The organism is Streptomyces sp. NPDC045026 (assembly GCF_056432625.1).
Map to the genome: position 1 here is coordinate 63,760 of NZ_JBWKIS010000015.1, position 13,357 is coordinate 77,116.

The window sequence follows — 13,357 nt, forward strand, 5'->3', positions numbered from 1 at the left end:
AAGAGAATCTTCACGTCCAGCCGCAAGCTCGGTCATCAGATGACTCGGGGGACGGCGCGCCATGACATCGTTGCGGACACGTCGGCGGGGACGGCCCGCGGCAACCGGAGGGGGTACGAGGATGGCGGCCACCGAGACCGCGGCTGCGGGCCTGCGCGCAATGATTGCGAGCGGCGAGCTGGGGCCGGGCAGCAGGCTCCCGCCCGAACCCGACCTGTGCACCCGCCTCGGCGTCTCCCGCGGTTCACTGCGCGAGGCGGTCCGCTCGCTCGCGGCCCTCGGCATGCTGGAGTCCCGGCACGGCGCGGGCACGTTCGTCTCCGCACTGAACCCGGCGCACATGCTGGCCGGTTTCAGTGCGACCGTCGACGTCCTCCCGCTGGACGGTCTCCTGGAACTCTTCGACGTACGCCGCGCCATCGAGTCACACGCCGCCGCACTCGCCGCGGCGCGCGCGGACGAGACGGTCGTGGCGCACCTGCGCGACCTTCAGGAGCGCCTGTCCCGCGAGCAGGACCAGGAGCAACTCCACTTGCTGGACCACGAGTTCCACGCCACGGTCTGCGCGGCCGCCGGCAATGAGACGCTCGCCGCGCTCGCCGGCCTGCTGCGTGCCCGCGGAGCCCACTACAGCGTCTACGGCACCAGGGAGGCGGCGACTGTACGTCTGGCCAGCGACCTCGGCCACGAAGCGCTCATCACCGCCCTTGCGGCCGGCGACCCCACGGCCGCGGCCGCCGCGGCCTCCGCCCATCTCTCACAGACCGAGGCGTGGCTGCGACGACTGAGACCGTCACCGGAGCCGGGGTGACGCGGCGCTTCGGTCCGGCTCAGCCCTCAAGCCCGGTGGGCACCCGGGTCAGGATCGCGGCGGTGTCGACCTGCGGAGGGAGCGTGCCGAAGGCGATGCCCCAGGCTCCGCCGAGCCGCGAGGCGGTGAACGCGTCGGCGACCTCGGGGGTGCCGTGCCGCACCAGCAGCGAGGCCTGGAAGACCAGCGCCATGCGTTCCACGATGCGGCGCGCCTGGAACTCCAGGTGGTCCGCATCCCTCAGGTCCTTCTTCAACTCCGCGACCGTGGCGTCCAGTTGCCGGTCGGCGCCCTCACCGAGACGGACCTCGGCCAGGAAGCTGTCCAGCGCCTCCGGCTGCTTGCGCACGGCGCGCAGCACGTCGAGCGCCGCGACGTTCCCGGCGCCCTCCCAGATCGACTGCAGCGGCGCCTCGCGGTAGAGGCGCGGCATTCCGGACGTCTCGATGTAGCCGTTGCCGCCCAGACATTCCAGGGCCTCACCGACCACGGGCGCCGCGCGCTTGCACACCCAGTACTTGGTGACCGCGAGGCCGAGACGGCGTACGTGCGACTCGGACTCCGAGGCCGCGGCCCGGTCGGTGGCCCCGCCGAGACGCATCAGGGCGAAGACGGCGGCCTCGGACTCCAGCGTGAGGTCGGCGAGCACGTTGCGCATCAGCGGCTGGTCGATGAGGTGCTTGCCGAACGCCTGACGGTGCTTCGCGTGGTGCACGGCACGGACCAGGGCCTTGCGCATGAACGCTGAGCTGAGGACGGTGCAGTTGAGCCGGGTGAAGTTGACCATCTCCATGATGGTGCGGACCCCGCGTCCCTCCTCTCCGACCAGGTGTCCGACGGCTCCGTGGTACTCGATCTCGGACGAGGCGTTGGACCGGTTGCCCAGCTTGTCCTTGAGCTGCTCGACACGGATGCCGTTGCGCGTGCCGTCCGGCAGCACCCGCGGCAGCAGCAGGCAGGTGATCCCCGACTCCGTCTGCACCAGGGTGAGGAACGCGTCGGACATCGGCGCCGAGGTGAACCACTTGTGGCCGAACACCTCGTACGTGCCGTCGGGGCGCGGCCGGGCATGGGAGATGTTGGCCCGGACGTCGGAGCCGCCCTGGCGTTCGGTCATCGACATGCCGAGGACGAGTCCCGGCTTGTCGTCGAGCGGGCGCAGCACCGGGTCGTAATGGGGGGCGGCCAGCCGCCGTTCGTAGGAGGCGGCCAGTCCGGGGGCGTGGCGCAGGGTGGGAACAGCGCCGTAGGTCATGCCGACGGGGCACATGTGTCCCGACTCGGCCTGGCCCCAGGCGAAGGCCTTCGCGGTGCGGGCGGCGTGCGCGCCGGGCCGGTCGTCGAACCACGGTGCGGCGTTGAGGCCGTACTCGCAGGCCTTGCGCATGAGCGCGTGGTAGTGCGGGTGGTACTCGACCTCGTCGCGGCGGTTGCCGACCGCGTCGTAGCGGTGCAGGACGGGCTCGTGCTCATTGGCGAGGCGCCCCCATTCCTGGGCTTCCCGGCTGCCGGCGTGGCGTCCCACCTCGGTGAGGTCGTCGAGGGCCCACCCGGCCCCCTCCCGGACCAGGCCCTCGCGCAGGGCGGGGTCGGCCGACACGTCGTAGTCGACGAGCTCCGGCACCTGGTTGATCACTTCGTAGCCGCTGCGCATCGCTGCCTCCTCGGGGCAGGTGGATGGTGGTACGGGTGTGTCGCCGGCCGGAGCTGTCACAGGCCCAGCGACTTCGACACGACGCTCTTCATGACCTCGCTGGTGCCGCCGAAGATGCGGGACACCCGTGCGTCGGTGTAGAGGCGGGAGATGGCGAACTCGCGCATGTAGCCGTATCCGCCGTGGAGTTGGAGGCACCGGTCGATCACACGGGCCTGCATCTCGGTGCAGAACAGCTTGGTCTTGGCCGCGTCGGCGACGGTGAGGGTGCCCTCGTCGAGGGCGCGCAGGGCCCGGTCGACCAGGGCCTGCCCCGCTTCGATCTCGGTGGCACATTCGGCCAGCACGAACTTGGTGTTCTGGAAGTCGGCGACGGGCCGGCCGAAGACCTTGCGCTCCTTGACGTAGTCGACGGCCAGGGACACCGCCGCGGTCGCTGTCGCCTGGGCGTTGACGGCGATGGTGAGGCGCTCCTGCGGCAGGTTCGCGGTGAGCATCGCGAAGGCGTCGCCCTCCGTGCCGAGCAGGTTGGCGGCGGGCACCCGGACGTCGTCGAACATCAACTCCGCGGTGTCCTGCGCCTTCAGGCCCATCTTGTCGAGGTTGCGGCCACGGCTGAACCCGGGCATGCCGGACTCCACGACGAGCAGGGAGAGACCGGACCGCCGGTTCCCGGGCTCGGCCGCCGCGGTGCGGGCGACGACGATGACGAGGTCGGCGTTGATGCCGCCGGTGATGAACGTCTTCGCGCCCGTGAGCACGTAGTGGTCACCGGCGCGCACGGCCTTGGTGGTGATGCCGGCGAGGTCGGACCCGGTTCCGGGTTCCGTCATGGCGATGGAGCTGACGAGGCTGCCGTCGGCGAAGCCGGGGAACCAGCGCTCCTGCTGTTCCTCGTTCGCGTACTCCAGGAAGTAGGGCAGGACGGTGTTGAGGTGCACTTGCAGTCCGCCGACGGTGGCCGCCGCGTAGCCGGTTTCCTCCAGGACGACGGCGTTGAAGCGGAATCCTTCGACTCCGCCGCCGCCGAACCGCTCGGGTATCTGCAAGCCGTTGATGCCGATGTCCGCGGTCCTGCGGAACAGCTCGCGGGGCACGAGGCCCGCGGCTTCCCACTCGGGGAGGTGCGGGACGACCTCCTTCTCGAAGAATTGCCGGACGACCTCGCGGAACATCTCATGGTCCTCGGTGTAGACATCCCTGCGCATGCGTTCTCTCCATTGACATAGGGCGTTGTGGGCAGTGCGGTACGGGTTCAGGGCCGGACGCCGACGACTCCGGCGGCGGCGAGTTCGTCGGTCTCGGCCGGGCTGTAGCCGAGGGCTTCGAGCAACTCGGCTGTGTGCTGGCCGAGTTCGGGCGCGCCGTGCCGGACACCCGCGCCGACCGAGCCGAGCCGCCACGGCGATCCGAGCGTGGTGTGGCGGGTGCCGTCGGCGGCCTCCGCCTCGACGAACAAGCCGCTCGCCTCGACGTCCGGGTTCTTGCGCACGGTGTCGTAGCTGCTGATGCGGCCCGCGACGACACCGTTCGAGGTGAGCAGCTCCATCGCCTCGTCGGTGGTCATCCGGGCGAAGGCCGCGCGCAGTTCGGTGAGCAGGGCGGGACGGTGGGTGACGCGGGCCCGGCCGGTCGCGAACCGCTCGTCGTGGGGCAGGTCGTCGCGGCCGATCAGCGCGCACATCTTCACGAAGTGCGGTGGGGCGTAGGCGGACACCACCATCAGGCCGTCGCTCGTCTCCATGACGTCGGCGGCCGGGGCGACGGCAGGCTGGCCGTTGCCGCTGCGTACGGGGGCGTTGCCCGTCATCAGGTACTCGCCCCAGTTGGGGCCCTGAAGGTGAACAGCGACCTCCAGGAGGGAGACCTCGACCTCGTCGCCGAGGCCGTGGCGCAGCCTGCGGATGTACGCGCCGAGGATCGCCTGCGCGAACACGTGTCCCGCGGCGGCGTCGACGAGCGGGAAGCCGACGCGCTGGGGTTCGCCGTCCGCCTCACCCGTGACCCACATGATGCCGCTCTCCGCCTGCGCCGCGATGTCCAGTCCTGCCCGGTTCCGCGACGGTCCACGCAGGCCGAACCCGGTGACCGTCGCGTACACGAGGTGCGGGTGCCGGTCGCGGACCTCGGCCGCGCCCAGCCCGAAGCCGTCCATGACGCCTGGGCGCAGGTTCTGCACCACGATGTCCGCGCCGGCGATGAGCCGCTCGGCGACGGCGCGCCCCCTGGGGTCCTTGAGGTCCAGCGCGATGGCGCGCTTGCCGCGGTTGTAGGTGCGCAGGATCGCGTCACCGTACACGCCGATCCCGCGGGCGGCCTCACCGCTCACCGGTTCGACCTTGATGACGTCGGCGCCCAGGTCGGCGAGGATCTGGGTGGCGGCCGGGGCCGCTATGTACTGTCCGAAGTCGATGACCCGGACGCCGTCCAGGGGAGTGTTCTGTGCTGTCATCGGGTGCCTCCCACGCGTTCGCGGATACGTGCCAGGTCGCTCTCGGGCCGTACGAGGGTCAGGGCGAGGGCGCCGCCCGCGACCATGAGGATCCCGATCGTTGCGAAACCCCGGCCGTAGCCGATGCCGTCGCTCGGTGCCGCGTCGACGAGGTGGCCCAGCAGCAGCGGCGCGAGGATGCCGGCCAGGCTGTAGAAGGCGGCGACGCAACCGAGGACCGTGCCGCGTTGCCTGGGGTGGACGACGTCTCCGACAGCGATGAACGCCACCGCGTACGCAGCGGAGTTCATCGAGAACGCCAGCGTGATGAAGACCATCTGAAGGGGTCTGCTGTCGATCGCCGTGAACAGGTACATCGACGCTCCGGCCAGCACCACCAGACCGCAGGCGAGATAGCCGCGGGTGATGCGCCGGCTGACGCCGCGTGCCGTGAGCCGGTTCGACACCAGGCCCGCGCTGATCGCGGCCACCGCGGCGACCGCGTAGGGCACGGTGATCAGCCAGCCGCTGGTGACGGTGCCGTAGCCGAGCCCTTCGTTGAGGTACAGCGGGAGCCAGGCGACCTTCAGTGTGGTCGCCAGGTAGGCGAACGCCGTCAGCAGGGCGATGCCCATCACGGTGCGGCTGCTGAGCAGGACCCTCAGCGGTGCCTGCACGGGGAGCGCGTCTGCGGAGAAGACGCTGGGTGCGGCGGCGGTGGCGCCCGCCTCCGGCGGATCCTCACTCAGGAAGAGCCAGGCGATCAGCCAGAGCACACCGGCCGCGACCAGCACACCGAACGCCGCGTGCCAGGACCACCGTGCGATGACCCAGGTCAGCAGCGGCGCCGCGATGAGCGGGCCGACCGACGCCCCGGCCGTGACCAGACCGCCGGGCACGCCCCGCTTCTCCGGCGGGAACCAGGAGTGCACGATGTGCGTGCACAGGGCGTACGCCGGGCCTTCGGCGAAGCCGAGGACGATCCGGCAGACCAGGACGGTCCCGAAGCCGACCGGTCCGAGCAGCGGCGCCATCGCGACGATCCACAGAACCATCAACCCCCCGGCCAGCCACTTCACTTTCACCCGGGCGGTGAGCGCACCGAGCGCGAGGGCGCCGACCGCGAACAGCCAGAAGAAGGAGCTCTGCAGCACACCGAACTGCTGCGCCGATATGCCGAGATCCTGTGTGAACTCCGCGCCGGCGAAACCGAGCACCGCCTTGTCCGCGAAGTTGAGCAGCATGAACGCGAAGAGCAGGCACGTGATCACCCAGGCCCGGCGTCCCACCGGGCGTCTTGCCACCGAGGTCTGTCGGCTCCGGGGACTTGCAACAGTCATGGTCGTCTCCAAGCGTGGGCGAGACCGCGAGCAGAGTGGGTCAGCGGCCGGCGAACACGGGTTCGCGGCGCTGGAGAAAGGCCGCAGCGGCTTCCCGGGCGTCCTCGGTGTGGAAGCAGCCGACCATCCGGTCGACCTCCGGAGCGAGGTAGTCGGCGAGCGGCATCGTGGTCGCGTCGAGCAGGTTGCGCTTCATGGCGCGCAGCGCGAGCGGGGCCGACGCGGCGAGGCGGGCGGTGAACTGCTCGGTGAGCTTGTCCAGTTCGGTGTCCGGGCCGACCGCGGTGACGAGTCCGAGTTTCGCGGCGCGGTGCGCGTCGAACTTGCCGGGCAGCAGGAACAGTTCGCGGGCCCGGGCGGCGCCGACGAGCCGGGTCAGGAACCAGACGCCGCCGAGATCGCCGGACAGCCCGGCGCTCAGGAAGGCGGTGTTGAAGACGGCGCTCTCGGCCGCCACGCGCAGGTCGGCCGCCAGCGCGAGGGACAGCCCGGCCCCCGCGCAGGCGCCGTTCACGACGGCCACGGTCACCTGCGGCATCTGGTGGAACTGCTGTACCACGCGGCCGGCCCTGCGCAGCCGGGACGTGTCCCCTTCGACGCTGTCGCCGCGCAGCGACCTGGCCTCAGGCGGGGCGGCGAGATCAGCACCGACACAGAAGGCCCTGCCGGATCCGGTCAGGACGACGACCCGCACCTCCGGGCTGGCCTCGAGACCGCTGAGCACGTCGGACAGGTCGTGCAGCAGCTGCACCGACAGGGCGTTGCGGCGTTCGGTATTGCGGAGGGTGACCGTCGCGACGTGACCGTCGATCGAGCACGTGACCTGCGCTGACATGGGCTGCCTCCTGTGAACGCGGCGGATCGGGGCCGAAAGGACCCGCCGCCGAACTTGACCTGGATCACATGGAAGCGCCCGCGTTCGATGGGGTCAAAGACTCATTTCGTGCCGGACTGACTGTCAGTACCTATCGATCGAGGTGGTCGATCGGCTCGGGTGCCGGCTCGGTCGGCAGCGGGCCGAGCCGCACCGGAGAAGATGCCCGGAACCGGGCGTTCTGCCGTCGTTCGACCGCAGACATCGTGGCGGCGGAGGCCTCGATCTGGGACTCTCCGGCAGCCACCCGCCGTTCGACGGCACGCGCCCATGAAGCCAGCCGGTCCTTCGTGTGGGCGAGGAACGCCGTGGCCGCAGGAGTCAGCCGCCCGTGTCGGTGAACGACTCCGACGGGCCACGACAGATGCGGGTCGAGGTCGCGCACCACAGCGCCGCGCTGGCGCGCCTCGAGCGCCACCCGCAGCGGCAGGATCGCGGCGCCCGCGCCGGACAGCACCATGGGCACGACGGACCCGCGCTGCGGCACCTCGACCGCGATCAAGGGCTCGACACCGTGCGCGCGCAACATCGCCTCCACGTGGTCCCGGCCGGCGGTGTTGCGCTCTCCCATCACCAGGGGCACGCCCTTCATCGCGGCCAAGGGCACGGCAGCCGGCAGATCCTCGTCGTCGCAGCCCGGCGGCAGGACGAGCGTGAAGTGCTGTTGAACGAGGAACTCCTGGGCCAGTCCGTCGAGCGGCACGGGAAGGACGGTGACACCCAGTTCGCAGGCCCCGGACTTCACCAGTTCGACCACTTCGGAGTGCCGGTCCCGCTCCTCGACGCGCAGCCTCACCTGAGGTCTGCGCACCCTGAACTGCGCCACCCACACGGCGAGCGGGTCCGTCGACACGGCGGAAAGACCCGCGATGTCGATACGCCCTCCCTCTACCGCGCTGACCTCGCGCACCGCCTCGCGGGCCTGCTCGACATCACGCAGGATCTGCCGGGCGGGCCCGACCAGCGCCTCACCGGCCGGGGCCAACACCAGACCACGGCCGACCCGGTGGAACAGCTGCGTGTGCAACTCCCGCTCCAGTTTGCGCACCGCCTGCGACAGCGAGGGCTGCGCGATGTGCAACGCCGCCGCCGCGCGGTTGACGCCGTGGTGATCGACCACCGCGAGGAAGTACTCCACCTGACGAAGATCCATGCGGGGAATCTACGCCCGGTGTCGTGCAGGGAAGCGTGGTGCGGCGCTCCCTTCGGAATCGCCGAAGGGTCCGTGCGGAAACCCGAGCTTGTTCGCCCCGATCCACTGCGGTTGCCTGACGTTGCGCCGCTCGGCCGGAGTGGCGCGGGACTGTGGAGGTGAACGTGACCGCGCACGCAGCGTCGCAGGCGACGGCCGGGGCCGGAACGCGGGGCGGAGCCCTTCGGGCGGTGTCTCCGAAAGACTGGTGGATCATCGGCCTGCTCCTGGCGTTCTTCACGCTCAACTTCGCCGACAAGGCCGCGATCGGGCTCGCCGCACCGGACATCGAGCACGATCTGGGGCTCACCGCGGGCGAGTACGGGCTGGTGTCGAGTTCGTTCTTCTGGCTGTTCGCGGTCGGGGCGGTGTTTCTCGCCCTGGTCTTCCGGCGGATCGGCTGGCGCTGGTCGGCCGGGCTCCTCATGATCGCGTGGGTGGCGAGCATGGCACCGCTGACGGTGCCGACCACGCTCACGGTCCTGATCGCGTCGCGGGTGGTGCTCGGCTTCTTCGAGGGGCCCGCGCACGCCCTGTGCCAAGCCGTGGTCGCGGACCGGTTCCCGTCCCAGCAGCGGGCGTTCGCCGGTGCCGTGGTCAACGCGGGTTCATCGCTCGGGCCGTTGGCCGCCGCGCCCCTCCTGACCTGGGTGATCGTCACGTGGACCTGGCACGCGGCGTTTGCCGTACTCGTCGCTTTCGGCGCCGCGTGGGTGGTGATATGGCTGCTCGTCACGCGGCGTGAGCCGGGCATGGGGCCACAGCGGATTGCTACTGGGCAGACGGTTCAGGACGGACCCGAGGTACTCCCCGCCGACCCCAACGGCGACATCGACGTGCCGCTGTCCTCGCTGCTGCGCACCGGAAGTTTCTGGGGGCTCGCGCTGCTCTCCTTCGCCGGCTACCTCATCTCGTCGCTGAAAGTGTCCTGGCTGCCGTCGTTTCTCCACGACGGGATGGGCTACTCCCGCGGGACGGTAGGGGTGCTGGTCACGGTGCCGTACGGCCTGGCGATCGTCGTGCTGCTCACGGCGGGGCTCCTGTCGGGCCGGATGCTGCGGGCAGGCCGATCGGCGCGGGCCGCCCGGGGCTTTCTGACGATGGGGTTCCTGTGTTTCGCGGGGCTCGCGATGGTCGCGTTCACCCAGGTGCCGCCCGGAGGTCTCCAACTGGGGTTGGTGGTAGCCGCGTTCTCCATCAACAGCGTGGCGTTCTCCGTCGCCTTCGCCGGTGCTGCCGACTTCCTGCCACGCAGGCACCGGCCGGGCTTCTTCGGGTGCATCATCGCGGCCTACAGCGTCGCGGGCATCGTCGCCCCGTGGCTGCTCGGCGTCGTCGTCGACGCCGCCGACACCGTGTCTCAGGGGTACGCCGACGGCTTTCTCGTCGTGGGGATCACCATCTGCGTCTGCGCCGTCGTGGGGGGACTGCTGCTGAACCCGGCGCGCTCACGCGAGGTCCTGCTGGCCGAGACCGAGCGTCGTCGCGCCGCAGCGTCAGCATCTGCAGGAGCGGCCCGATGACCACCACCACGATCGGGGCGCTGCCCCTGGCCGGGCTGCGAGTCCTGGACTTCGGGCAGTACATCGCGGCGCCCGGCGCGGGCCAGAACCTGGCCGACCTCGGCGCGGACGTCATCAAGGTGGAGCCGCCGACAGGTGACCAGGCGCGCCGCATCGGCCCGTTCGGAACGGCGATGGTACGCGCCAACAACCGCGGAAAGCGCAGCCTCGCCGTCGACCTGCGGGCACCTGCCGGGCAGGAAGTGGTGAGGGACCTCATCACCTCGGCCGACGTGTTGCTGCACAACTTCCGGCACGGAGTGAGCGAACGCCTGGGGCTGGCCCCGGAAACGCTGTTGGCCCGCCATCCCCGGCTGGTGTACGGCTTCGTCACCGGATTCGGTACGCGAGGGCCCTCCGCATACCGCGTCGGTCTGGACATCGCGGCACAGGCGGAGTTCGCCGTCATGGACCTCACCGGAGAGGCCGACGGCGATCCGCAGCGGGTGGGCTTCACCGTTGCGGATGTCCTGGCCGCGCAGGCCCTCACCTCCGGAGTGCTGGCCGCGCTGCTGCACCGCGCATCGTCGGGACGGGGCCAAGTGGTGGAGACCTCGCTCATGGAGGCGGTCGTGCACGCGCAGGCCGCGTCCTGGGCCGAGTACGAACTGAGTGGTGCAGCGCCGCGGCGCCGCGGCAACGGGCAGGCACTGGTCGCGCCCGCCGCGGATCTGGTGCGCACCCGTGACGGCGGGGCTCTGGTCGTGTCGGCGTACACGGAGGAGAAGTTCGCGGCCCTGTGCCAGGTCATCGGGCGGCCCGAACTCGCCGCCGACGCCCGGTTCGCGTCGAACCGGGACCGGGTCGCCCACCGCCGGGAACTGCTCGACCTGCTGCACACCACCCTCGGCCGGCTCGACCGGTCGGCGGCCCTGGAACGGCTGCGCTCCGCGGGCATCGTCTGCGGGGCGGTGCGCCGCTTCGACGAGGTCGTCGAGGACGCCGACGTACGCGCGTCCGGACTGATCGCCGACTGCCGGGGCGAGCGCACGTCGTACTCCGCGCCGACCACGCCGTTCTCGCTGGGCGGGCGGCGTCCGAGCGCCACCCCGCCCGCGCCCGAGGTTGGGGAGCACACCGACCGGGTCCTGGCCGAACTGGGCCGGTCCGACGCCCAGATCCGCGCACTGATCGAAGACGGTGTCGTCGTCTGTCCGGACGTCGGCATGAAGAACACGAAGAACACGAAGAACACGAAGAAGGAGAAGACAGCATGATCGACCCCGAGGTGTTCGCTCTCGGCTTCGACGACTATCTGGCCCGTGTGGCGGCGCTGACCGACGACGTGCTGATTCCCGCCGAGGCGGAGATGGTGGCGGCGGGCTCGGTCCCGGACCGTGTGCTGCGGGAGCTGGCCCACCACGGGCTGTTCGCGGTGTCGATCCCGCGCCGGCTCGGGGGACTGGACTGGTCCATGACCCAACAGGTCAGGCTCACCATGGAGTTCACCCGCGCCTCATGCGTCTACCGCTCCCGGTTCTCCACCGTGATCGGCCTGTGTTCGCAGGCGATCCTCGACCACGGCACCGACGAGCAGCGTGAGGGACTGCTGCCCAAGATGGCGGCGGGCGAGCACGTCACGGCGTTCGCCCTGACCGAACCCGACGCGGGATCGGACGCGGCGTCGCTGACCACCACCGCGCGGCGCGTCGACGGCGGCTGGGTCGTCGACGGCCGCAAGCGGTACATCACCAACGGGCACTGGGCGGACGACCTGGTGGTCTTCGCACGGACCGGTGAGGCTGCCGACGGCGCCGCGGGTGTTTCCGCCTTCTTCGTGCCGCGGGTCAGCGAGGGAGTGACGACCCGGCTTCCGGAGCGGATGAACGGACACGCCGAAGCCCCCGTGGCCGAGATCGAGTTGACCGGGGTGCGCGTCGACGACTCCGCGCTGCTGGGCGGTTCGGTGGGCACCGGGTTCGCGGCGGCACTGCGCGGCATCAACCACGCCCGGCTGCACGTCGCGGCCACCTGTGTCGGGCAGGCCACCCGGATGCTGGAGGAGACCACCCGCCATCTGCTGGGGCGGCGGCAGTTCGGGGCGCCGCTCGCGGACCTCGGTGCGGTGCAGGCGGACCTCGGCGGCTGCTTCGCGGACCTGGAGGCCGGACGGGCCCTGACCCTCGCGGCGGCCGAGGCATTCGACTCCGGCCACATCCCCCGCCATCGCATCGCCGCGGCCAAGTTGTTCAGCTCCGAGATGGCGGGCCGCGTCGCGGACCGGTGTGTCCAGCTCCTCGGCGGCGAGGGCATCGTCGGCGACAACCCGGTGCCTCGCATGTGGCGCGATGTACGGGCGCTGCGGATCTACGAGGGGTCCTCGCCGGTCCACGAGCGCAATCTGGGGCGGGCGGTGGCCCGGCACGTGGGGATGGACGGAACGCTGCCGGACACCTACCGTGTGACCCGCGGACCTGCCGCAGGCGCGTAGGCCCAGGTCAGCGGCGCCCGACCGAGAGATTCGGACGGCCGGAACAGTCACGGGCAGGGGCCGGCGAACAAGGAGGCTCCGGTGGAGCTGAGACAGCTGGAGCACTTTCTGGCCGTGGTCGACCACGGCGGTCTGGGACGTGCGGCGGAGCGGCTGTACCTGTCGCAGCCCAGTCTCTCCAGTTCGATCCGCGCTCTCGAACGCGAGATGAAGGTGCCGCTGTTCCACCGCACCGGCCGCCGTCTGATGCCCACCTCCGCGGGCCGGGAGCTGGTGCCGCTGGCACGGCGGGTGCTCGACGACGTGGTCGCCGTGCAGGACGCCATGCGCGGCGCGCGCGAGGTCGGCGGCGGCGTGCTCACCGTGATGTGCACCCCGGACATGTCGGGTGAGGCGGTGGCGTCCTGGGCGGGCGGATTCACCCACAAGTACCCCGCGGTGCGCCTCGACATCAGCGAGGTCGGGTCCCGGCACGAACTCGTCGCGGCGGTGGCGGACGGACGGGCCGAGCTGGGCTTCACCCTGGCCTGCGAGGAGCTGCGCGGAGATCTCGACTTTGTCGAACTCGGCGTACAGCGGCTGCTGTTGGTGCGCCCGCCGGGCCGGCGCCCACCCGGCCCCGCCGGCGTGGTGCCGCTCACGCGCATCGGTGACCTGCCGCTGGTGCGCCGTCAGGTCACCCGCAACGAGGAGGACGCCGTGCAACGGGTGCTGACGGCGCACGGTGTGGAGAGCGTGACCGGGGCGACCGTGCCCAGCCGCACCGCGCAGCTGGCGTTCGTCCTCGGGTCCGGGCTCCAGGCATTTCTGCCGCTGCGGATGTGTGCAGCAGCGCTGGACGCCGGAGCCTGCGTGGTCGAGACCGATCCGCTGATCGAGTCGCCGTTCGGCGTGGTGCACCGCTCCGGGGCGCTCGCGCCCGCCGCGCAGCAGTTCGTCAACGACGTCGACGCGGCGCTGCGCGGCTGGTACGAGGCGATCGCCGCGCACCGCGCCGACGGGCTCGATTTCGTCGAGGCGGTGGTTGCCGCGCGCGGCGCACTGTCGTGAGATGGCGCGTCC

The 13,357-nt window shown here is 71.1% G+C and carries 11 protein-coding genes; 5 read left to right on the top strand and 6 right to left on the bottom strand.

The window, feature by feature from the left end; genetic code table 11:
• Positions 1-121 precede the first annotated feature (121 nt).
• Complete coding sequence (locus tag AC07EJ_RS28190; protein ID WP_389479474.1) at positions 122-811, top strand: FadR/GntR family transcriptional regulator; 690 nt, start codon at positions 122-124, stop codon at positions 809-811.
• Positions 812-830: 19 nt separating this feature from the next.
• Here AC07EJ_RS28190 and AC07EJ_RS28195 read toward each other — a convergent pair whose 3' ends face one another.
• The 6 genes from AC07EJ_RS28195 to AC07EJ_RS28220 all read right to left on the bottom strand — a co-directional run bounded on the left by AC07EJ_RS28195 (position 831) and on the right by AC07EJ_RS28220 (position 8,263).
• Complete coding sequence (locus AC07EJ_RS28195; protein ID WP_478885294.1) at positions 831-2,465, bottom strand: acyl-CoA dehydrogenase family protein; 1,635 nt, start codon at positions 2,463-2,465, stop codon at positions 831-833.
• A gap of 56 nt (positions 2,466-2,521) precedes the next feature.
• Entirely contained in the window at positions 2,522-3,673 is a 1,152-nt protein-coding gene (locus tag AC07EJ_RS28200) for an acyl-CoA dehydrogenase family protein (protein ID WP_389479480.1), read from the bottom strand.
• Between the two features lie 47 nt (positions 3,674-3,720).
• On the bottom strand, positions 3,721-4,917 hold the full coding sequence (locus tag AC07EJ_RS28205) for a CaiB/BaiF CoA transferase family protein (RefSeq protein ID WP_478885295.1): 1,197 nt from the start codon (positions 4,915-4,917) through the stop codon (positions 3,721-3,723).
• Positions 4,914-6,236 (bottom strand): MFS transporter, encoded by a 1,323-nt coding sequence (locus AC07EJ_RS28210; protein ID WP_478885296.1) that lies wholly within the window; start codon positions 6,234-6,236, stop codon positions 4,914-4,916. Before AC07EJ_RS28210 ends, AC07EJ_RS28205 begins: the two co-directional genes overlap by 4 nt.
• A gap of 40 nt (positions 6,237-6,276) precedes the next feature.
• On the bottom strand, positions 6,277-7,071 hold the full coding sequence (locus tag AC07EJ_RS28215) for an enoyl-CoA hydratase-related protein (RefSeq protein ID WP_478885297.1): 795 nt from the start codon (positions 7,069-7,071) through the stop codon (positions 6,277-6,279).
• 130 nt (positions 7,072-7,201) lie between these two features.
• Positions 7,202-8,263: a LysR family transcriptional regulator gene (locus tag AC07EJ_RS28220; RefSeq protein ID WP_478885298.1), complete on the bottom strand. Its 1,062-nt coding sequence runs from the start codon at positions 8,261-8,263 to the stop codon at positions 7,202-7,204.
• Between the two features lie 230 nt (positions 8,264-8,493).
• Here AC07EJ_RS28220 and AC07EJ_RS28225 point away from each other — a divergent pair, with 230 nt between their 5' ends.
• The 4 genes from AC07EJ_RS28225 to AC07EJ_RS28240 all read left to right on the top strand — a co-directional run bounded on the left by AC07EJ_RS28225 (position 8,494) and on the right by AC07EJ_RS28240 (position 13,345).
• Positions 8,494-9,825, top strand: a complete 1,332-nt coding sequence (locus tag AC07EJ_RS28225; RefSeq protein WP_478885299.1) for an MFS transporter — start codon at positions 8,494-8,496, stop codon at positions 9,823-9,825.
• Entirely contained in the window at positions 9,822-11,081 is a 1,260-nt protein-coding gene (locus tag AC07EJ_RS28230; RefSeq protein WP_389479496.1) for a CaiB/BaiF CoA transferase family protein, read from the top strand. Before AC07EJ_RS28225 ends, AC07EJ_RS28230 begins: the two co-directional genes overlap by 4 nt.
• Complete coding sequence (locus AC07EJ_RS28235) at positions 11,078-12,295, top strand: acyl-CoA dehydrogenase family protein (RefSeq protein WP_478885300.1); 1,218 nt, start codon at positions 11,078-11,080, stop codon at positions 12,293-12,295. Before AC07EJ_RS28230 ends, AC07EJ_RS28235 begins: the two co-directional genes overlap by 4 nt.
• A gap of 81 nt (positions 12,296-12,376) precedes the next feature.
• Positions 12,377-13,345, top strand: coding sequence for a LysR family transcriptional regulator (locus AC07EJ_RS28240; RefSeq protein WP_478885301.1), 969 nt, complete (start codon positions 12,377-12,379; stop codon positions 13,343-13,345).
• Positions 13,346-13,357: the final 12 nt, after the last annotated feature.